Genomic DNA, 21,061 nt, shown 5'->3' with positions numbered 1-21,061 from the left:
GACGCGAGCGAGCCGGTCACCACCGCGTTCGGGTACGCGCCCGGGCCGGCCGTGCTGGAGCTGCGGCCGGGGACGGGTCGATCGAGGTCACCGTCCGGGACGGCCGACCCGCCGCACCGGTCGTCAGGGGCGCCGCCCCGGGCCGTGTCGGGCGGCACGGCCCGGAAGTCGTCACGGCCCGGAGGTCGTCACGGCCCGGAGGTCGTCATAGCCCGGAAGTCGGCACAGCCCGGAAGTCGTCACGGCCGGTCGTGGAACCATTACCTGGTCACGCGTGGCGCCCGCCGCGGTCGGCCCTGTTCCGGCGCATGATGGGAAGGTCACCGGGGTCGGCCGGTGACCGGCGGCGAGGGGCAGGCTGGTGCCGGTGGAGAGCGACACCCTGGGTTCGGTCCTGGCCGACGTGCTGGCCTCGTCCCACCGCCTCGCGCCCCATGCGATCCCCGATCTCGTGCAGGACGCCGGGCGGCGGCTGGGGCTGTCCGGTGCCCGTGCCTACGTGGCCGACCTGCAGCAGCGCGATCTGGTCGCGCTCCCGAGTCCCGAGCAGGCGCGAAGGCTCGTCGCCGGCGGCGGGATCGCGGACCTGGAAACGCTGCCCGTCGACAACTCGCTCGCCGGACGCGCCTACCGCGTCGAAACCGTGCAGCTGAGCCGACCGGACGCCGACGATTCCGAATGGACGGGATGGGTCCCGGTCGTGGACGGCATCGGTCGGGTGGGGGTGCTGCGCGTGACCGCGCCGGAACTCGATGCGTCCCTGCTGCACCGGTGTGAGGCCCTCGCCGACTTGGTCGCCATGATCCTGGCGGCGAAACAACCGTACAGCGACCTCCTGGCCCGGACCCTGCGCACCCGGCCGATGAGCCTGCAGTCCGAGCTGCTGTGGGCGTTCCTGCCACCGCGCACCATCGGCACCGCGGCGGTGACCTCAAGCGCCGTCCTGGAACCCGCGTACGAGGTGGGCGGGGACGCGTACGACCACAGCCTGGCCGGAGAAGTGCTGCACCTGACGCTTCTGGACGCCATGGGCCACGACCTCGCGTCCGGCGGCTGCAGCGCCGCCGCACTGGCCGCCTGCCGTTCCACCCGGCGCGCAGGCGGCCGCCTCGACGACATCGCCGTGGAGATCGACCGCACCTTGGACCGCTGGATCCCGGAGCGGTTGCTGACCTGCGTCATCGCCGACCTCGACACCACCACCGGTCGGCTGGACTGGATCAACTGCGGCCACCCTCCGCCGCTGCTGATCCGTGACCGCCGCGTCGTGACCGGCGCACTCGGCCGCACCCCCCACCCGCCGCTCGGGCTGACCGGCTACGACGTGCCGCCCCCGCACGTCCACAGCACCCACCTGCAGCCCGGCGACCGGCTGCTGCTGTTCACGGACGGTGTCACCGACGCACGCTCCGCCACCGGCGAGCTGTTCGGCGAACAGCGCCTGGCCGACGCCGTCGTCCGTGCCCTGACCGACGGCCTCCCCGCGCCCGAAGCCCTGCGCCGCCTGATCCAGCAGATCCTCGTGCACCAGGACCAACGCCTGAACGACGACGCCACCATCCTCCTCACCGAATGGCACCCCCTGCGCCCATGAACCCACCAGCGCAGGGCTCGGTCCTGTGCCACGGCAACGGGACGGTCTCCTCGGCAGGACGTACGGTTCCCCCTCGCCCACGCACCACAGACCGGCCCGCGGATCCTGCCTCCCTGCCGGTACAGGGCGGTGCCTCCGAAAGGGCGGCCGCGAGGGCGGCGAGGGTGCCTTGACCGGTAGGGACGTGCCCCGGCGGAGCAAGAGGCCGAGTTCAGGCTGACGAGAAAACCCCTTTCCACCAGGTCCGTTCCGGTTCGCACGCTGCCGAGGCCGGGGCCGGTACGCGATGTCGCTGCCTCAGGCAGCGGCCAGCGGCTCTGAGGGCCGCACGGCCCGTACGGCCGGGTGAATGCCGACCAAGGCCCTGGACGGCGAGCATCGTGCCCACTCCGTCGCACACCGCATGCGGGAACCACCGAGGGCCAGCCCTGGTGGATACCGTAGGCGCCGGTCACGCTGCCCTGAACAACGTCTTCGTCCTCCTCGCCCCGGCTGGAACGACGGCGCACGTCGAGCCGAGCAGCCGGCGGAAACAGCCGGACCGCGATGTCCCACCAGCCCATGAGCCGCGCGGGTCGCGGTGCCGAAACCGGCCTGCCGCCGCACCCTGCGCCGCGTCGTCGAGGAACCTGATGCCATGTCAGTGAAGTCAGCAAAGGTCAGCATCCAGCTGACCAGACCTGCTCACACACGAAACACACCCTGGAAGCACACCCACCGACGGCGCGACCGGGAGGGGCTGCGATGCACCCCCTCCCGCAGCCGCGGCAACAGCCCCGGGCAAGGGCCGAGCACCCCCCGCTCCTACATCGGATCGGCAGAGAAAACCTCAGGTCAGCGCACCCGACCCTGCGCCTTCAACTGGGCCGCCGGAACCTCCGGGGCGTCCAGGCGGTCGCCGTCGTAGCCCTTCACCTCGCCGAAGCGGGAGCCGGTCGTCCAGTCCTCCCTCTCCTGGCGGATCTCCTCGTCCGTGCGGCCCACGAAGTTCCACCACCACTCACATGTACGCAACGTTCCGCACGCCAACCTCGCAGTCGCAACGGGCAACTGACACTCTCTAACGGTGTGGTGCGCGACAGCTGTTCCGTGCCGCTGAAAATTGAGCGCATGCCATCGACTCCTTGAGTGACGCGGCCGGGGTGCACGTACCCTCGACGACATGGGTGACGTCCTTCCGCTGCTAGCGATCTTTGGTGGTTTGGCCACAGTGCTCGCTGCCCTCGTGTGGCTGGCGCGCCACGTTCGGCGCCGGGGCACAGCGGGCGCGGCAGTCGGCGCGGCGTTGGCCTCGTGGGAGGAAGCGTGGCGTGTAACTGCTCACGAGTCCCACTGGGAGATCAAGGCGCAGGCGGAGCGTCAGGCCCCGGTGTGGTCGCCTGACGGCTACTGGCCGAACAGCCGGCACGAAGCGAGGCCGAGTGGGCGGGGCCGTGGACCTTCTGTATCTGGACCCCGCAGAGGAAGCATGGGGCTGCGTCGCCGGGTACAGCGATGGCGGCAACGCGGCTGACCGGGTCCGACGTCACTTCAAGGGACCAATGGCACAGGACAACAGCGGTTTCGGCTGATGGGGAACGTAAGGAGAGTCGTACGGGTCGGGGAGATCGTGACGTCTTCCTTGGCCCGTACGGCTCTCTCGCATCGTATCTGCACGAGCATGTCAAGGCGTCGGCTCGGGGCGCTCGACCGTCAGGCGGCCCGTCCATGAGATCCGGCCACTCCTGGCGGCGCGGGGCTTCGCGGTCCGGGAGGAGGCCCGCAAGCAGCAGTCCTCAGAGCGGATCTGCGTGGGGCACGCCAACGCCGAGCACAAGCAGTGGCGGCCCCTCCAACGCTGGATCGGACGCCGCGAAGACTACGACGAGACCCATCTGGCCATCGCCGGACTCGTCTCCGACCGCACCGCGATGCGGTGATCACCCATCAGCCGAACCGCCAGGCCGGCACGCTCCGGCCTCAGTCGCGCACCACACCGTCAGTGTCGATGAGCGCGCCGCAGCCGAGGAGGTGTTCCGTGTGCGACACGGCGGCGGCAGTGCTCGTTCCGCCATGGAGCAACCTCCCCCGCTACGACTCGCTGTGCTTCCGCATCCTCACCTGGGCAAGGAGCGTGGTCGATGTGGCCCGCAATCGCCGTCTGATCCTCAGCTCGCCGTCCGAGGTGTGGAGCCTGCTGTCCGACGGCCATCGCTACGGAGAACGGGGGACGGCCACCCGGCCCCGAGCCGTGGCCCCGGTCTCCGGGCGGCCACCCCCGGTGGGGGGCCGATCAGTCGCCCCGGCTCTGTGCCGCCTGCGGCACAGAGCCGGACCCGCTCCTTCCTCCGTGCTACTGCGCCGGGCCCGCTCCTGCGCGCGGCCCAGAGGCGCCGGATCGTGGTGTTTCAGGGGCGGTTGCCCATCGGTGGGAAGGCGAGGCCCGTCGGCGTGTTCAGGCCGGTGGCCGGGAGGGTGGTCTGGCCACCGCCTGTCTCCTGGACACGGACCACCCGGTTGTTGAAGCCGTCGGCGATGTACAGGCCGCCGCAGCCGTCGAGCGCGAGGCCGAGCGGGTCGCTGAGACCGGTGGTGGGGACGGTGGTCTGGCCGCCGCCCTCCGCGATCTTGACCACGCGGTTGTTGCCGCTGTCGGCGATGTAGAGGTCCCCCGCGGCGCTGAGGGCCAGGCCGGTCGGCTGGGAGAGGCCGACGGCGGGGATGGTGGACTGGCCGCTCCCGTCACCGGCCACCTTGACGACGCGGTCGTTGACGAAGTCGGAGACGTACAGGTTCCCGGCGGCGTCCAGCGCCAGCCCCCAGGGGTGCAGCAGCCCCGTGGTCGGTACGGTCGTCTGGGTACCGCTCGCCACGGACACCTTCACGACCCGGTCGTTGAAGCTGTCGGCGACGTAGAGGTTCCCGGCCCGGTCGAGGGCGAGCCCCAGGGGGCGCGACAAGCCGTCGGTGGGGACGGTGGACTGGCCACTCCCGTGCGCTGCCCTCACGACCACGCGGTTGTTTCCGGTGTCCGACACGTAGAGGCGGCCCGACGCGTCCCAGACCATGCCCGTCGGCCGTACGAGACCCTCGAAGGGCACGGATGTCTGATCGCCGCCTCGCGTGGGCAGGGCGACAACCCGGTTGTTGCCGTAGTCGGACACGTACAGGGGCGCGTGCGCGGAGGCCCGGCCGGCCTGCGACGGGGTCGCGCCCGCCATCGTCGTGGGCAGCGCGCACAGCGCCACGAGGCCCACCGCGGCAGCGAGCCGGCGGGCCCACCGGCACGTGGCACGCCCCTTCGAGGGCACGAACGTCACCGTTCCGGGCCTGGCCGTCGTACGTACCATGACTCCCCATCGGGTCTGAGCGGCCGGCCCGCTGCCGTACCTGCGCCGACCATAGGAAGTGGCGCCGGAAGATGCGGGAACCACGCCGCCCGCCCTCCCCCGGGCCACTCCAATGTCCCGGACGGATGCATGACGGCGAACTGCGCGCCTGGCACCGGCCGCCCTCGCGGGGACCCCACACCACGAAGGCGAAGCGCACACGGCAACACGGCCTCACCGCCGTCCTGCCGGCCGGTCTTGTCAGTCGAGCAGGACGCCGGGGTTCAGGATGCGGTGGGGGTCCAGGGCGTCCTTGGCGGCGCGCAGTGCCAGCGCGAAGGGCTCCGGGCGCTGGAGGTCGTAGCCGGCGCGGTGGTCACGGCCGACGGCGTGGTGGTGCGTGATCGTGGCGCGGTGACGGTGCAGGATCTCACCGGCGACGGCCTTGATGTCGTCCCAGACCTCGACCTCGTCGCCGGGTCGGCCGGCGACGGCCACGGTGAAGTAGGGGGCGGCCCCGTCGGGGTAGACGTGGGTCAGACGGCAGTTGATGGTGGCCGGGTGTCCTGTGGTCTTCAGGGCGGCGGCGCCGACCTCGGTACGGACGGCGTCGATCAAGGCGGGGATCTTGTCCCAGGTGGCGGCGGTCTCGAAGGTCTCGACGACGGCGCCCATGCGGGCCAGGCCGTCACGCAGGTAGGGCATGCGCAGGAACGCCGAACGCCAGGCGCTCACTGCCGAGTCGGCCGAGGTGTCGCGGTCCGCCGAGCGCGTCTCGGCTCGGCCGCTGTGGGCGCGGGCCAGGTCCACCGCGCTCGCGAGGCGGTCGCCGACGGGTCCGGTGGCGGATTCGAAACCCAGGACCAGGACGGAGGAGCCGTCGTGGGAGGCGCCGGAGAGGAGGGCCTCGCCGGCGTCGAGCAGGCGGCAGTTGGCCGGGGCGAGGTCGGACTGGGCGATGGCGCGCACGGCGTCCAGCGCGCGGTGGAAGTCGGTGAAGGCCACGGACGCGGAGGCTTTGTGGCGGGGGCGTTCCTGCAAACGCATCCATGCCTCGCTGATGACGCCGAGCGCGCCCTCGGATCCGAGGAAGAGCCGGTCGGGCGACGGGCCGGCGCCGGAGGCGGGCAGGCGCCAGGACGTACCGGCTCCGGCGGGTGTGATCACACGCAGGGACTGTACGAAGTCGTCGATGTGGGTGTGGACGGTGGCGTAGTGGCCGCCGGCCCGGGTGGCCAGCCAACCGCCGAGGGTGGAGAACTCGAAGCTCTGCGGAAAGTGGCGCAGGGTCAGGCCGTGGGGCCGCAGCTGCTCTTCCAGCACGGGGCCGAGGGCTCCTGCCTGGATGTGAGCCGAGCGGCCGGCCGTGTCGATCTCCAGAACGCGGTCCATCGAGGTCAGGTCGAGCGACAGCACGGCGCGGTGGGTATCGCCGCGGTACTCCACGCCGCCGACCACCGAGGAGCCGCCGCCGAAGGGGATGACGGCCACGCCGTGCTCGCCGGCCCAGTCCAGCAGGTCGGCCACCTCCCGGTCGCCGGTGGGATGGGCGACGAGGTCGGGGATCCGGCCGGGACGGGCACGAAGGGCCCGGATGACGTCGCGGTAGGCCTTGCCCATGGCGTGGGCGGCGCGCGCCCGCGGCTCACCGGTGACCAGGTGCGCCAGGGAGGACGGGGGCGTCACGGCGGGTCGGGCGATGGGCAGGTCGGCGATACGGGGTATCGGCAGCGGGCGGGCCAGGGTGCCCGGGAGCAGGGCCCCCATCGCAGCGCATTCGGCGTCGTCGGGGTGGGCGTCGGTATAGCCCCAGCCCCACCAGGAACGGGTACGGGCGGAGCGGGGCGCGGAGGGGATCGCAGACATGAGAGTGCTCCCAGTTGGGGTTCGATTGAACTTACCCATTGGTAAATTACCTTAAGGTAAGATCCGTTTCCATGACAACGCCCTCCTCCAAGGCCGGCACCAAGGGCGTGCCGAGAGCCGATCGCGAACAACAGATCCTGGCCGCGGCCACCGAGGAGTTCGGCCGCCATGGCTACGAGGCGACCACCGTGGCCGCCATCGCCGTACGGGTCGGCGTCACCAAGCCGCTGCTGCACCAGTACTTCGGCAGCAAGCAGGGCCTCTACCTCGCCTGCCTCGACCCGATCGGCGACCAGCTGCTGGACGCCATCCGCACCGCCATGGCCGGACACGACACCGACGCGCCACCCACCCCCCTGCGCGTCCTGAACGCCCTCTTCACCGCACTCGACGGGCAGCGCGAGGCGTGGTTCGTCCTCTACGACCCCACACTGCCGCCCGGCAGCGACGCCGCCCAGCGCGCCGCGTACTACCGCGACGCCATCGACGACCTCGCCGCGACCGGTACCGCCGAACTCCTGCACACAGCCGGAACCACCGACCCGCTGGACGCCGACGCCCTCAAACACGCCTGGCGCGGCCTGTGCACCGCTCTGATCCGCTGGTGGATCAACCACCCCGACCAGTCGCCCGAGGCCATGACCCGGCGCTGCGCCCGGCTCACCGAGGCCGCCCACAGCATCTTCGCCGCCGGCGACGACAACACCTGAGCCAGACCGGCACCCACCCTTCTGCTGTCGCATCCCGCGTTCTGGAATCCTCGCGAACGGAGTCGTCAGGTGCGCCGCCGGCACCGAGACCGGAGTGAAGACCGTCCAGCAGCACTCCGGCCTCACGGCCGACAGCCAGGCCGGCCCCGACACCTGGAAGCACCTCGGCCACCCCGTACCCGACCGCGGACACTGTTTCGTCATGCCGGGCGGCGACGACACCCGGATCCCGAACCCCGAACGCCGGGCGGCTTCACCGGCCGCATGAGGGGACGGGGTGATGATCTCCATCAGCGTCTTTGAAGATCAAGGCGGGGCCGAGGAATCGATCAAACAGGCGGCCGGCTTCATCAGGGACGATCTCGCTCCGCTGCTCCCCAACGGTCCACAGGTCACAGCCGGCCCGGTTGTGGCCGCGGGGCAGCGACCTGCGCAGCGGGTCGCCAGGCCCCCTCCAGGAGAAGGCTGTCCGCGACAGGGCGTTCGTCCCTTCCCGCACGGTGCACGCGAACGCCCAGTACCGCACAGCCGCAGAGGCGGTCGAAGCGGTCACCGCGTACTTCACCCTCGGGGCGCGTACGAGGTGTAGGCCGGGAACCGCTCCTCGCCCACCTCGCTCTGCCGTGGCCCGCTCCGATCCTCCCCGGCCAGGCGGCCACTGACCGACCTCAGCGGCCCCGCCACCCCTGCCGAGACGTGCTTCCGGTTCATCGTCGCCGAAGGGCGGCGCGCGCCCGGTCGAGGTCGCCGGTCTCCCGCAGGGGGTCCTCGGTGTGCGCGATGAAGGCGTCGAAGTAGGTCATGTCCTGGTCGCGCAGGACCCCGGTGCCCAGCATGTCGCGCACGCGGGCGTGGTAGCCGGCCGCGCTGCCGAACGGCTCGTACGGCCCCGCGGAGGGGAGACGGTGGCCCGGCAAACCCCAGCAGGAAGGCGACCGTCCCGCACGGAAGGAATCCGGGCGGGACGGTCGCAAAGCCGCCGCCTGCGAGCGGGGGGATGGCTCCAGACGGCCGACTGCAGAGGCAGTCCCATGCGCTCCGCCGTCCGCCTACCCCCACGATCCCACCCCACACCCACGCGTGGGCGAATGGGTGCGGCGGAGGGTCCGCAGCCCGCGCGGCGGGGTCTCCTGGAGCAGCGCCGGCGGTGGCCGTGGACGTTCTCGGCACAGTGCGCGGTCCGGGTGGCCAGTGGGAAACGCGTAGCTCGCGAGCTGCCGGCCGGCGGTGGCCGTGGGCGCTTACGCTCGGTGCAGTGGTCGTGGACGGCGATCCGGCGGAAGGCTCCGTCACGGAGCCGAATGAAGAGGCGCCGTCGGAGCTCGCAGCCAGGTCACCTCTGGCACCGGGCCGGGACCCGGCCGAGCTCGTTCCCCAGGCGGGCCGGCGAATGGGCCTGACCAGCACCGCCGTGTACGCGGCTGACCTGCGACATGCCACGCCGATGGCACTCCCCCGACCTCTCGCGACCGCGGACCGGACCCTGGACATCGATGCCTCCTCGGCAAGGCGTTCCTGGAGCCGTGGGTTCTTGTCGTGGGTCGTGGCCGGGAAGCTACCACTCACGTCACCGGCGGTCCTCGCGGTCGAAGGGAGACGGTCGCCGGCTTGGCGGCCGCCCTGAACGGACTCACCGGAGGCTGGAGGGCAGCCCGTTCCCCCACGGCGGACAATGGGTTCTCCAAGAGGCTCCGGCAAGCATGGCCGGAGCAGAAGCAGGGCGTGGGCGGCGGCTCATGTCGAGGCCACCGGCGGATGGCCGGCACGACGAACGTGCCGCTGCCGTCACCCGGCTCCACCACTCGCACGATCCGCCGGACAGGACCTCAGGAGGGGAAGCGTGACAGAGACCAGCAACACCCGATCCGCCGCCCAGGAGGCGCAAGGGGCGTACCGGACCCGATTGCAGCGCCTGATGCGCCACATCCCCGTGGTCGCCCCCTTCCTCCTGTGGGCCGTGCCGTGTGGGGTTCTCCTGCACACCGGTCAGCGCTGGCCGCTCCCCGTCACCCTGATCGGCACCGCCCTCTTCGCCCTCGGCCTGATCGGAATGCCGCTTGCGATGGTGCGTGGCCACGGTCGTCGCCAGCAGGACCGGGCGGCAATCGTCGGTGACACGCTGCTGGGCGGCATCTGGATCCTGTTCACCTGGTCTGTTCTGCTCGGTGTCCTGCTGCGGTTCGCCCTGACCGTGGTCGGTGTCGGTGACGGGCAGGGCCGGGCCCGGATCGTCACGTGGACCGTCCTCGGTGTCACCGCCGTACTGCTCGCCTGGGGGTACGCCGAGGCCCGCCGCGTGCCGCGCGTGCGCCGACTCGATGTGCCGCTCCCGCGTCTGGGAGCCGGGCTGGACGGCACCCGAGTCGTTCTGATCACCGACACCCACTACGGTCCGCTCGACCGCGCCCGCTGGTCGGCACGGGTCTGCGAGACGGTCAACAGCCTGGAAGCCGATCTGGTGTGCCACACCGGTGACATCGCGGACGGCACGGCCGAACGCCGTCGCGCCCAGGCCGCTCCACTGGGCACCGTGCGGGCGACGCGGGCCCGGGTCTACGTCACCGGCAACCACGAGTACTACAGCGAGGCCCAGGGCTGGGTCGACCTGATGGACGAGCTGGGCTGGGAGCCGCTGCGCAACCGTCATCTGCTGCTCGAACGCGGCGGTGACACCCTCGTGGTCGCAGGTGTCGACGACGTCACCGCCGAGTCCTCCGGACTGGCGGGTCACCGCGCCCACCTCGCCGGAGCCCTCCAGGGCGCCGATCCCGACCTGCCCGTCCTCCTGCTCGCCCACCAGCCCAAGTTCGTCGACCGGGCGGCGGCCCACGGCATCGACCTCCAGCTCTCCGGCCACACCCACGGCGGCCAGATCTGGCCCTTCCACCACTTGGTCCGCCTCGACCAGCCCACCGTCGCCGGCCTCAGCCACCACGGCGCTCGCACCCTCCTCTACACCAGCCGCGGCACCGGCTTCTGGGGCCCGCCCTTCCGTGTCTTCGCCCCCAGCGAGATCACCTTGCTCGTGCTCCGCTCCCCGCAGCGGTCCACCTCGCCGTAAGTCGTCCGTCCCTTGGGCATGCGGCCTTGCCGTGCCACCGAGGCATGCGTCGGGAAGCGCTTCGTAGCGAGCCGAGTCGGGCAGCGAGCCGGGCCGAAGGCTGCCGGGTACGGGAAATGCGGAACGTGCGGCGCATGTGGATGCTGTTGACGTCACCCAGCGGACCGGCACCGCTCCCGGAGAACTTCACCGAGAGCGGTGCCCGCCCTGCCCCAGGACCCCCGTTGCGCGGGAAGGAACCTGGTCAGAACGGGAGCGGCCAGGCGTTGATGCAGCCGGTGTCCTTGACCCGGTCGTCGGTGGCGCAGAGCTTCTGCGCCGGCCCGTCGCGGGGCGGTCGACCGCTGGGAGCGGAGGGGGCCCGTCCTGGCAGCCCACGCCTCGGTCGTGGGCATCGGCGGCGGGCTGTCCCGACGTGGAGCCGGGTCTCGATGACGAGGCGGCCACGACCGTGGTCGCCGCCGTGCACGACGCGGTCATGGAGCCGGAGGCCCTCCGCCAGAGGCGGACCGTCGGGAACGCCGCCTTCGCCCACGTCCGGCGCGGGCCGTGAGCGGGATGGGGTCCGGGGCCGAGGTCTCCATGGCGGAGAGCGGCCGCCCGGCCGCCGCACGGGAGTTCCCCGGAGACCTTCCGAACCGGGGACCGAATCCCTCCTGGGGTGCGACGGGGTGCGACACCGCGCGTACCGTTCCGCTCGACCCGCCGCTCCCGTCGGCGCTTCGCCCCCTTCGTCGCAAGGGGCGTGATCAAGCCGTCTTTCCGTCACCTGATCGGCTCATCAGGACCTAGAGTGTGCGCGTGACCGAGCAGAACCACGAACTCATCGCCGGCCGGTACCAACTGGTCGAACGTATCGGCCAAGGCGGCATGGGCCGGGTCTGGCGTGGTCTTGACCAGCAGCTCTTCGGACGCGAAGTCGCCGTCAAGGAAATCCTCTTCCCACCGGGCATGGACGACGACGCCCGTGAGGCGCTGCTCCGGCGGTTCACGGGCGAGGCGCGTGCGGCGGTCACTCTCAGCCATCCGGGGGTCATCACCGTCCATGACGTCGTGGAGCATCACGGCGCCCCGGTCATCGTCATGGAGCTGGTCCGTGGCCAGTCCCTGGCCGCTGCGATCCGCAGCCATGGCCGGCTGCCCGTACGGCGCGTGGCCGAGATCGGCGCCGCCGTCCTCGACGCGCTGACCGCGGCGCACGAGGCGCGGATCGTCCACCGCGACATCAAGCCGGACAACGTGCTCCTGGCCAAGGACCGTGTCGTCCTGACCGACTTCGGCATCGCCCACCTCGCGGACGCCACGACCAAGCTGAGCCACAGCGGGATCGTCATCGGTACGCCGCAGTACATGCCGCCGGAGCAGTTGGACGGCAAGCGCCCGACCCCGGCCAACGACCTGTGGGCGCTCGGCGCCACCCTGTACCACGCCGTCGAGGGGCACCCCCCGTTCGAGGCGGAGGGTCTCCACGCCCTCGCCGTGGCCGTGTTCACCCGCCCGCACCGGCCGCCGGTCCACGCCGGTCCGCTCACGCCCGTGCTGGACGCCCTCCTCACCAAGGACCCGGCACGACGCGTGGACGCCGCGGAAGCGGCTGAGATGCTCAGGGGCGTACTGATGTCCGCCCCTCCCCGCCCCGACGCGCCCCACGGGCACGGCCCCGCACGGGAATCCGAGCCGGCCGGCGGACCGGTACCCGCCCCCGATCCGACGGCGGCTCCGGCACCGGACGCGGCGGTGGAGCCCTCCTCCGCCCCGACGATGCCGAAGCAGACTCCCTCGTCGACACCGTCCGTGGCGACCCCCACGGTCCCGGACTCCCCCGGGGCCGAGGCGGGCCCCCCGCGTCACCCCGTGCCGGACCGGCCGACGGCCCCGCCGGTCGTCGTAACCCCGGACGAGCAGCAGCGCACGCTCGGTGCGACGGCTCGATCAGAGCAGGAAGACGGGGCGTCCGCAGGAGGGCGGGGCCTCACCCGGCGCTCCGCGGTCCTGGGTACGGCACTCGCCGTGCTCGCCACGGGATCCCTCCTGACCTGGTCCCTCACCCGCGACGACGACGCACGGAGCGGCGGCCGGGCGGGTGGCAGCGGGCCGGCGTCCTCCGTCACGGTGAGGATCGGGGTGGACGCGCCCCTCAGCGGCGGACTCTCCTCGATGGGCGCCGGTATCAGGAACTCCGCCGAACTGGCGGTCAGGACCGCCAACGAAACCGGGCACGTCCCCGGTGTGACCTTCGAGATCACGGCCGTGGACGACGAAGCCGACCCCGCCAAGGGCGCGGCCAACGCCGCTCGGTTCGTGTCCGACGACAAACTGGTGGGGGTGGTCGGCCCGCTCAACTCCGGCGTCGCCCGCACTCTGGTGCCGGCGCTGTCACGCGCGGGCATCGTCAACGTGTCACCGGGCAACACCGACCCGGCCCTGACGCTGGGCCCCGACTGGGCGTCGGGGGCCCGCGTCCGTCCGTACTCCACCTACTTCCGGACGATCGGCACGGATGTCGACCAGGGGCCGTTCGCCGCCCGGTACCTGCACGGGGCCGGGAAGACCAAGCTCTACGTCGTCGACGACGCGAGCAGCCACGGCACCGCCCTCACCTCCGGCCTCACGGCCGAGTGGAAGAAGCTCGGGGGGACCGTCGTCGGCACCGAGCAGGTGGATCCCGCGGAACGCTCCTTCGCGGGCCTCGCCGTCAGGGTGCGGTCCTCGGGCGCCGAAGCCGTCTACTTCGGCGGCTACTACGACACCGCGGCACCGTTGTCCCAGCAGCTCAAGCAGGCGGGAGTGGCCGTCCCCCTGATGGGTGGCGACGGCATCTTCGACCAGCAGTACCTCACGGGGAACCCCCAGGCCGACGGCGACCTCGCGACCCAGATCGGCGCACCCGCAACGGAGTCGGCGGCGGGACGCGACTTCCTGACCCGGTACAGCGGAGCGGGCTACTCCCAGCCGCCCGGCTGGTACGGCCCCTACGCCTACGACGCGACCTGGGCCCTCATCGAAGCGGTGAAGGCCGTCGTGAAGGCGGAGGGCGGCACACCGGCCGACGGCATCCGGGCGGAACTGCCGCGAGCCGTCGAGCAGCTGGCCTTCGACGGCGTCACCGGCCGCGTCGCCTTCAACGGCGGTGACACCGTCAACCGTCGGCTGACGGTGTACCGGGTGGACGGCGGGAGCTGGCAGGCCAGGACGACCGGATCTTCCGCCCCCTGACGGGGCGCCTTCGGCAAGGAGCGGACCGATCGGGTGGGCGCATTCATCGGCACCCCCTCGGCCCGCGCCAGGGGCGGGGGTGGGTTTCGCGATGTGGTGGTGGCGAGGAGGCCAGGGCCGCGAGCAGGACGATGGTTGCCCGGGCTGCCAGACGACGTGTGAGGGTGCGGCGATGGGGAGGCTGCTCCGACGGCGAGGAAGGCTCGCCCGAAGGCGGTGAGGCCGTGGTGGCGCCGGTCGGTGTCATGAGCCGGCGCGCCTGGGTGAGGCGTACGGGGGAGATCCGGACTCCCGGGTCGCGGCCGCTGCCATCCCACTCCTGACCAGCTCTTCCGGCCTCTTTCCAACCCAACCGGTCCGGCCGGGAGGCGGAGCCCCGGCTGACGCGGTCCCCCTCCTGACAGGCGCTCCGGGACTGCCGCGGTCGCACCGCCCACAACGGTCTCTTCCCGTGGCAGGCCGCCCCACACGCCTACCTCGATGCCGCTTGCCGTGGGCCCGCGGAACCGCCGACGGACGCCGCTGCACGTGCGGCATGAGGTGCGCCACAGGGAGCTTCGAAGGCAGGTCGGGCGCTTCCGTACGCGCCGTGCGCTCTGGTAGACGTGGTGGCGTACGTGTTCGATTCCTCCCGAAAGCCCCACTCATGAACCACGGCCCCGACCCTCGTTCCGACCTCGTCGGCTTCAGCATCGACCTCACCGTCGAGGAAGCACGTCGGCGTGCCGAAGTCATGGCGGCCCTGGGGCCCGACTGGGACCCCGTGGCCGTTCTGCGTGAGGAGGAGGCGGCGCACGCCCTGCTGTACTCGGGCTTGGACGAGGAGCAGCAGAGGCTTCACGCGATGCTGGTCGCGGCCGGTGTGCTGCCCGGGGAGGTGCCGGGCCGTGCGTCTTCCGCTTGATCCCCACGCCGACCCGGCTCGGCGGGCCTGGGTCGCGTGCCCCGGCTGCGACGACGCCCGTGACTGCGGAACCTGCCTGGACCGCCGGAACTGCCGGAGCCACTGGCGCTATCTGATCGGGAACAACGGGCCCCGGGTCCACCTGCAGTGCCCGAACTGCACCCACACGTGGACCCTCGACACCTCCCGGGAGCGACACGGCCGCCGGGCCTGAGCTCAGCAGATCCGCGGCAGCTGCTCTCCGAGCGGCATGTCCACGACGCGGGTGCCGCCGAGTCCGGTACGAGCCACCACCATGCCCGGGTGGGTCTCGACCGCCTCGCCGATCACCGCTGCTTCGGTGCCCACGGGGTGGGCGCGCATCGCGGCCAGTACGGCGTCGGCGTGGTCACGCGGGACGAAGGCCACGAGCTTGCCCTCGTTCGCCACGTACATGGGGTCGAGTCCGAGCACCGCGCAGGCGTTGCCGACCGCTTCGGGGACCGGGACGGCACGCTCCTGGACGACGACGCCCGTGCCCGACGCCGCCGCGATCTCGTTCAGCGAGGCTGCCAGGCCCCCGCGCGTGGGGTCGCGCAGCACGTGCAGGTCCCGCGTGACGGCGAGCATCGCCTCGACAAGGCCTCCGAGCGGTGCGCAGTCGCTGTTGATCTCGACGCCGAATTCGAGGCCTTCCCGCACGCTCATGATCGCCACGCCGTGCATGCCGATCGGGCCGCTCACGATCACCACGTCTCCGGGCACCACCCGTTGCGGGCGCAGGTCGACTCCGTCGGGGATCAGCCCGACCCCCGAGGTGTTGATGTAGACGCCGTCGCCGTGACCGGCCTCCACGACCTTGGTGTCACCGGTGACGACCTGAACGCCGGCCACGCGCGCCGCCGCACCGAGGGCTTGTGCGACGCGGGCGACCACGTCGGTCTCGACGCCTTCCTCCAGGATGAACCCGCAGGAGAGGTGGCTCGCCCGGGCGCCGCTCATGGCGAGGTCGTTCACGGTGCCGTTGACCGCGAGGTCGCCGATGCTGCCGCCGGGGAAGAACAGGGGGCGCACCACGAAGGAGTCCGTGGAGAACGCCAGGCGGGCGCCGCCGATCCGGATCTCGGCCGCGTCGGCGGTGTGTGCGAGGGCCGGTCCGCCGTAGGCGGGCGCGAAGACGTGCTCGATCAGCTCGGCGGACAGTACTCCTCCGCCGCCGTGGCCCATGACGATGCGCGGTCGGTCGCGCAGTGGCGCCGGGCAGGTCCAGGCGAGCATGTCGGGTGCCGGCTGCGCGGCGTCGACCGCCGGGGTGGTGCTGACGGTGTCAGGCAAGGGGGCTGCCCTCCAAAGGAGCGGTGACCGGGGATGGGGTGCCGGAGGCCGGCGCGGGAGGCCGCTGTCCCGGGGTTCCCGCGTCGAGCCGCCGGTAGAGGTAGTAGGCGGCGCAGGCGCCCTCGCTGGACACCATCGTGGCGCCGAGCGGGGAGCGGGGCGTGCAGGTGGTGCCGAACGCCTCGCACTCGTTCGGTTTCAGCAGGCCCTGGAGGACTTCGCCGCTGCGGCACTCGGCGGGCTCGCGGGTGTCGATCCCCTCGACGGAGAAGCGGTGCTCGGCGTCGTGGTCACGGTAGCGTTCGGACAGGCGCCAGCCGCTGTCCGGGATGACGCCGATGCCTCGCCAGGCCCGGTCGGTGATCTCGAAGACATCGCTCAGCATCGCCTGTGCCGACGGATTGCCCTCGGCCGTCACGGCGCGCTGATAGGCGTTCTCGACCGTGTGCTCACCCCGTTCCAGCTGGAGCAGGGTCCTGCGTACGCCTTCCAGGATGTCCAGCGGCTCGAATCCGGTCACCACGATCGGCACCCGGTGGCGTTGCGCGAGCTCCGGGTACTCGGCCGTGCCCATCACGCTGCAGACGTGGCCGGCGGCGAGGAAGCCCTGGACGCGGCAGTCCGGGGACCGCATGATCGCGTCGATCGCCGGGGGGACGCGGACGTGGGACACGAGCAGGCTGAAGTTACGGATGTTCCGCTTGCGCGCCTGATGGACCGTCATCGCGTTGGGTGGCGCCGTGGTCTCGAAGCCGATGCCGAAGAAGACCACCTCCCGGTCCGGGTTCTGCTCGGCGATCCGCAGCGCGTCCAGCGGGGAGTAGACCACCCTGACGTCGCCGCCTTGCCCGCGGACCTGGAACAGGTCGCGGCCCGTGCCGGGGACGCGGAGCATGTCGCCGAAAGAGCAGAAGATCACCCCTGGCCGGGAAGCGATCTCCAGGGCCTTGTCGATCATCTCCAGCGGGGTGACGCAGACCGGACAGCCCGGGCCGTGGATCAGCTCGATCTCGGGCGGCAGGAGCTGGTCGATGCCGTGCCGGATGATGCTGTGGGTCTGGCCGCCGCAGACTTCCATCAGGGCCCAGGGGCGCGTCACCGTCGCGCGGATCTCGTCGAGCAGCCGGCCTGCCAGCTCCGGGTTCTGGAACTCGTCGATGTACTTCACGGCCGTGCCTCCCCGTGGACGTCGCCCTGCGCCTGCCACTCGCTTCCCGCGGCCTCGGCGGCCTCCCACGGGTCTCCGAACTCCTCCTGGAGCAGGCCGAGGGTCTCGAACAGCTCCAGCGTCCGCCGGGCCGACTCCTCGTCGAGCTTCTGGAGGGCGAAGCCCACGTGCACGATGGCGTACTCACCGGGCTTCAGGTCCGGCAGGTATTCCAGGCACACCTCCTTGACCACGCCGCCGAAGTCGACCGTGGCCATCCGGGTGCCGTCCCGGTCCTCGACGTCCAGCACTTTTCCGGGTACCGCCAGGCACATGGGTGTCTCCTCACTTTCGCTCTCGTCGTGGCGTGCCGGGGGCCGCCCCGCCCGTGGTCCGGGCGGCCACGACGAGCTGGCCGAGAGCCAGACCGCCGTCGTTCGGCGGGATCCGGCGGTGGCGCAGGACGGTGAAGCCGTCCTCCCGCAGTCCTTCGGCGCAGGCCGAGGAGAGCACCGTGTTGGCGAACACTCCCCCGGTCAGGGCGACGGTCTCCACGCCGGTCTCGCCGCGGGCGGCGGCGCAGACCGCACGCACCAGCCGGGCCACGGCGCGGTGGAACCGCGCCGCGACGACGGCCGCGGGGGTCCCGTCCAGCACGTCGGCGACCACCGCCGTCAGAAGGGGTGCGGGGTCGGCGGTGAGCGGGGCACCGGTCCGCGGCGGGCCGAGCCGGAAGGCGTAGCGTCCGTCCTCGGCCACGGCGGGTGCGCGCAGGGCCGCTGCCTCCAGCTCGATCGCGGCCTGCGCCTCGTATCCCGCGTGCTGGCAGATCCCCGCGAGGGAGGAGACGGCGTCGAAGAGGCGCCCCATGCTGGACGTGGGCACGCAGTTCAGCTCGCGCTCCAACTGCCTTTCCAATACGGGCAGCTCCCCGGGAGGGCAGGCTCGCGTGCAGGGCAGAGCGCGGTCGGCGGCGAGGCCCGCGGCCCGCAGGTGGGACAGGGCCATCCGGTAGGGCCGTCGTACGGCCGCGTCACCGCCCGGCAGGGGTACGCAGGCCAGGTGCGCGAACCGGCGGAACCCGGCGTAGTCCGCGAGAAGGAACTCACCGCCCCACACGGCGCCGTCGAGACCGTAGCCGGTGCCGTCGAAGGCCACACCGATCACGGGACGCGTGCCGTCGAGACCGTTCTCGGCCATCGCCGCCGCGACGTGCGCGTGGTGGTGTTGTACGGGGACGACAGGCCGTCCCGCCGCGTGTTCGCGGGCCCATCGGGTGGACCGGTAGGCGGGGTGGCGGTCGGCGGCGAGCAGTCCGGGCCGTACGCCCGTGACGGACTCCAGGTGCCGCTCGGCGGAGGCGAGGGCGAGCTGGGTGGCGATGTCGTCCATGTCGCCGATGTGGGCGGAGAGCCAGGCCTGACGTCCGTCGCCGAGGCAGAAGGTGTTCTTCAGGTCGCCTCCGACGGCGAGGGCGGGGGCGACCTCGACGGGCAGCGCGACCGGCAGCGGCGCATAGCCCCGGGAGCGGCGCAGCGTCAGCTGTTCGCCGTCGCAGACGCGGACGACGGAGTCGTCGCAGGGCACGTGGATGGGCCGGTCGTGCAGCAGCCAGGCGTCCGCCAGACCGGCGAGCCTGGTCAGTGCCTCCGCGTCGTCCGTGACGATGGGTTCGCCCGCGAGGTTGCCGCTGGTCATCACCAGCAGCCGGGGCCCTTCCCGGTCCGCCGTGCCGAGGCCGAGGAGGAGATGGTGCACCGGGGTGTACGGGAGCATGAAGCCGAGGTCCGGGCTGCCCGGCGCCACCGCCCGCGCCGGCGCGGCCCCGTGGCGCGGCCGGGCGTCGTCGCGGCGGCGCAGCAGGACGACGGGCCGGACGCCGCCGGTGAGGAGTTCGCGTTCGAGCGGGCCGAGGTGCACGAGGGGCTCGATGTCTGCGAGGTCCGCGGCCATCATCGCGAACGGTTTGTCACCGCGCGCCTTGCGGCGGCGCAGTTCGGCCACCGCGTCGGGGTTCGTCGCGTCGCAGGCCAGGTGGTAGCCGCCGAGGCCTTTGACGGCGAGGATCGCGCCGGAGGCGAGCATCCTGCGCGCGGCGGCGACCGGGTCGGCACCGGGCTCGGCCTGGTCGGGGTCGGCCCGGTCGGAGTCGGGAGCCGGACCGGTGCCGAAGGGGGCCGGACCGGTGCCGAAGGGGGCGGGGCCGCCGGGCGCCGTGACCAGCCGCAGCCGGGGGCCGCAGTGGGGGCAGGCGACGGGCTGCGCGTGGAAGCGCCGGTCGGCCGGGTCCGCGTACTCCCGGGCGCAGTCCGGACACATCGGGAAGCCGGCCATGGTGGTGTGGGCCCGGTCGTAGGGCAGTCCCGTGACGATCGTGAACCGCGGGCCGCAGTTGGTACACGTGATGAAGGGGTGCAGGTACCGCCGGTCGGCCGGATCCGCGAGCTCCGCGAGGCAGTCGTCGCAGGTGGCGGTGTCCGGCGGGACGAGGGTGCGGACGGCGCCGCCCCGGCGCGAGGGCACGATCGTGAATCCGCTGCCGCCGCTCGCGGTCACCTCGGCCGCCTCGACCGACTCCACCCGGGCCAGGGGCGGGGCGTCGGGCGCGAGGCGGGCGCAGAAGGACGCGACGTCCGCGGGGTCTCCCTCGACCTCCGCGACGACGCCGTCCGCCGTGTTGGTGACGTGGCCGGACAGGCGCAGTCCGGTGGCGAGGGCGTAGACGAAGGGCCGGAAGCCCACTCCCTGCACGACACCACGGACGACCACACGGCTGCGCCGCGGGGCCGTGGCGGGGGCGGGTCCGGGCCGCGCCGTGGTCATGCGTCGGCCCGGGCCATCGCCGGGGTGTGGACGCGGTTCCCCTCGGCCGTCGCGAGGGCCCGGTCCAGCAGCGCGCCGGCTCCCTGGCCGTCACGCACCGAGCTGAGGACGACCTCGACGCCGGGGTTGACCTGCTGCACGTTGGCGCGGAAGGCCGTCTCGTCGAACTCCGCGGCCTCGGCCATGTCGTTCTTGGTGACGATCACCAGCTGGGCGAGGCCGAACGCGGTGGGGTACTTGAGCGGCTTGTCCTCCCCCTCGGTGACCGAGGCGAGCACGACACGGAGGGATTCCCCCAGGTCGTAACCGGCGGGGCAGACGAGGTTGCCGACGTTCTCGACGAACAGCAGCCGGACGGACTCGGGCAGCCAGTCGTGCAGGTGCCGGGCGACCATGTCGGCCTCCAGATGGCAGAGGCCGTCGGTGAGCACCTGCTTGACGGGAACGCCCGAGCGGGCCAGGCGGCGGGCGTCGTTCTCGGTGGCCAGGTCGGCGGTGAGCGCGGCGGCGCTGACGCCCCGTTCGCCGGCGAGGCGCAGTTCGCGCTCCAGCAGGGCGGTCTTCCCGCTGCCGGGGCTGGAGAGCAGGTTGATCACGGTGGTGCCGCGGGCGTTCAGCTCGGTGCGCAGGATGTGTGCCGCGGCATCGTTCTTGGCGAGGACGGCGCGCTGGAGATCGACGGCTCGGCACATGCTCAGCTCTCCTCGGTGATCGGTCGGTGATGTCGTTCGTGCGTCGTTTCGGGGCAGGCCCAGCGGACCTCCCGGATCTGGAGTTCACGGCCGGCGACCAGTTCGTCGGCCGCGGCGCCGCAGCCGGGGCAGAGCAGCCGGGGCGGCATGCCGACCGCCCAGTCCTCGGCGCACGGTGCGCAGCGCGCGGTGCCCGGGACGGTACGGGTGATCAGCTCGGCGCCCTCGACGACGGTTCCGGCGCAGGCGAGTTCGAAGCAGAAGGCGAGGGCGTCGGCGACGACGCCGGCCAGCTCGCCCACGTCCAGCTCGATGCTGCTGACACCGACGGCCCCGCGGGACTTCGCCGCGGCCTCCACCTGGTCGACGACGGCGACCGCGAGGGACATCTCGTGCATCGGTCTCCGTCCTGGGCGCGGGGTGTCT

17 protein-coding genes and 1 pseudogene are annotated in these 21,061 nt (G+C 72.3%); 8 read left to right on the top strand and 10 right to left on the bottom strand.

Annotation, left to right across the window (positions count from 1 at the left end; all coding sequences use genetic code 11):
• The first annotated feature begins 367 nt into the window (after window positions 1-367).
• The gene (locus BLW86_RS37860) at window positions 368-1,594 is read left to right on the top strand and encodes a PP2C family protein-serine/threonine phosphatase (RefSeq protein WP_256341584.1); all 1,227 of its coding nucleotides are present in this window, start codon (window positions 368-370) and stop codon (window positions 1,592-1,594) included.
• Window positions 1,595-2,428: 834 nt separating this feature from the next.
• Here the strand turns inward: BLW86_RS37860 and BLW86_RS37855 are convergent.
• Window positions 2,429-2,590, bottom strand: a pseudogene (locus BLW86_RS37855) (pirin); the annotation flags it as partial.
• A 794-nt stretch (window positions 2,591-3,384) separates the two neighbouring features.
• Here BLW86_RS37855 and BLW86_RS37845 point away from each other — a divergent pair.
• A complete protein-coding gene (locus BLW86_RS37845) occupies window positions 3,385-3,513 on the top strand; it encodes a hypothetical protein (protein WP_256341583.1) in 129 nt (42 codons plus the stop codon).
• Window positions 3,514-3,981: 468 nt separating this feature from the next.
• On the opposite strand, the gene BLW86_RS37835 is transcribed toward BLW86_RS37845, so the two are convergent.
• On the bottom strand, window positions 3,982-4,884 hold the full coding sequence (locus BLW86_RS37835) for an SMP-30/gluconolactonase/LRE family protein (protein ID WP_256341582.1): 903 nt from the start codon (window positions 4,882-4,884) through the stop codon (window positions 3,982-3,984).
• 279 nt (window positions 4,885-5,163) lie between these two features.
• Window positions 5,164-6,768, bottom strand: coding sequence for an FAD-binding oxidoreductase (locus BLW86_RS37830; protein WP_093878206.1), 1,605 nt, complete (start codon window positions 6,766-6,768; stop codon window positions 5,164-5,166).
• A gap of 71 nt (window positions 6,769-6,839) precedes the next feature.
• On the opposite strand from BLW86_RS37830, the gene BLW86_RS37825 reads away from it, so the two are divergent.
• On the top strand, window positions 6,840-7,478 hold the full coding sequence (locus tag BLW86_RS37825; protein ID WP_093878205.1) for a TetR/AcrR family transcriptional regulator: 639 nt from the start codon (window positions 6,840-6,842) through the stop codon (window positions 7,476-7,478).
• Between the two features lie 94 nt (window positions 7,479-7,572).
• Window positions 7,573-7,746, top strand: coding sequence for a hypothetical protein (locus BLW86_RS41265; protein ID WP_177181875.1), 174 nt, complete (start codon window positions 7,573-7,575; stop codon window positions 7,744-7,746).
• Between the two features lie 439 nt (window positions 7,747-8,185).
• Here the strand turns inward: BLW86_RS41265 and BLW86_RS44175 are convergent, their stop codons facing one another.
• Window positions 8,186-8,323, bottom strand: coding sequence for a hypothetical protein (locus BLW86_RS44175; RefSeq protein WP_177181874.1), 138 nt, complete (start codon window positions 8,321-8,323; stop codon window positions 8,186-8,188).
• A gap of 995 nt (window positions 8,324-9,318) precedes the next feature.
• Between BLW86_RS44175 and BLW86_RS37810 the strand changes: the two genes are divergently transcribed.
• From BLW86_RS37810 to BLW86_RS37800, 4 genes are all read left to right on the top strand, one after another.
• A complete protein-coding gene (locus BLW86_RS37810) occupies window positions 9,319-10,539 on the top strand; it encodes a metallophosphoesterase (RefSeq protein WP_093878202.1) in 1,221 nt (406 codons plus the stop codon).
• Between the two features lie 415 nt (window positions 10,540-10,954).
• The gene (locus BLW86_RS44170; RefSeq protein ID WP_177181873.1) at window positions 10,955-11,092 is read left to right on the top strand and encodes a hypothetical protein; all 138 of its coding nucleotides are present in this window, start codon (window positions 10,955-10,957) and stop codon (window positions 11,090-11,092) included.
• Between the two features lie 248 nt (window positions 11,093-11,340).
• The gene (locus tag BLW86_RS37805) at window positions 11,341-13,755 is read left to right on the top strand and encodes a bifunctional serine/threonine-protein kinase/ABC transporter substrate-binding protein (protein ID WP_143060324.1); all 2,415 of its coding nucleotides are present in this window, start codon (window positions 11,341-11,343) and stop codon (window positions 13,753-13,755) included.
• A gap of 646 nt (window positions 13,756-14,401) precedes the next feature.
• Window positions 14,402-14,659 carry a DUF6400 family protein gene (locus BLW86_RS37800; protein WP_093878200.1) on the top strand — a complete coding sequence of 86 codons (258 nt, stop codon included), beginning with the start codon at window positions 14,402-14,404 and terminating at the stop codon, window positions 14,657-14,659.
• 216 nt (window positions 14,660-14,875) lie between these two features.
• On the opposite strand, the gene hypE is transcribed toward BLW86_RS37800, so the two are convergent.
• From hypE to BLW86_RS37765, 6 genes are read right to left on the bottom strand one after another with little or no spacing between them, the layout of a single operon-like run.
• On the bottom strand, window positions 14,876-15,916 hold the full coding sequence (gene hypE, locus BLW86_RS37790) for a hydrogenase expression/formation protein HypE (protein ID WP_093879086.1): 1,041 nt from the start codon (window positions 15,914-15,916) through the stop codon (window positions 14,876-14,878).
• 49 nt (window positions 15,917-15,965) lie between these two features.
• Window positions 15,966-17,141: a hydrogenase formation protein HypD gene (gene hypD / locus BLW86_RS37785; RefSeq protein WP_093878198.1), complete on the bottom strand. Its 1,176-nt coding sequence runs from the start codon at window positions 17,139-17,141 to the stop codon at window positions 15,966-15,968.
• Entirely contained in the window at window positions 17,138-17,455 is a 318-nt protein-coding gene (locus tag BLW86_RS37780) for a HypC/HybG/HupF family hydrogenase formation chaperone (protein WP_093878197.1), read from the bottom strand. The genes hypD and BLW86_RS37780 overlap by 4 nt, the downstream gene beginning before the upstream one ends.
• A gap of 10 nt (window positions 17,456-17,465) precedes the next feature.
• Window positions 17,466-19,943, bottom strand: a complete 2,478-nt coding sequence (gene hypF, locus BLW86_RS37775) for a carbamoyltransferase HypF (protein WP_093878196.1) — start codon at window positions 19,941-19,943, stop codon at window positions 17,466-17,468.
• Window positions 19,940-20,635, bottom strand: coding sequence for a hydrogenase nickel incorporation protein HypB (gene hypB, locus BLW86_RS37770; RefSeq protein WP_093878195.1), 696 nt, complete (start codon window positions 20,633-20,635; stop codon window positions 19,940-19,942). The genes hypF and hypB overlap by 4 nt, the downstream gene beginning before the upstream one ends.
• 2 nt (window positions 20,636-20,637) lie before the next feature.
• Window positions 20,638-21,033: a hydrogenase maturation nickel metallochaperone HypA/HybF gene (locus BLW86_RS37765; RefSeq protein ID WP_093878194.1), complete on the bottom strand. Its 396-nt coding sequence runs from the start codon at window positions 21,031-21,033 to the stop codon at window positions 20,638-20,640.
• Window positions 21,034-21,061: the final 28 nt, after the last annotated feature.

This window comes from Streptomyces sp. TLI_105 (genome assembly GCF_900105415.1).
Lineage (GTDB): Bacteria > Actinomycetota > Actinomycetes > Streptomycetales > Streptomycetaceae > Streptomyces.
This window is presented reverse-complemented; position numbering and strand designations above follow the sequence as displayed.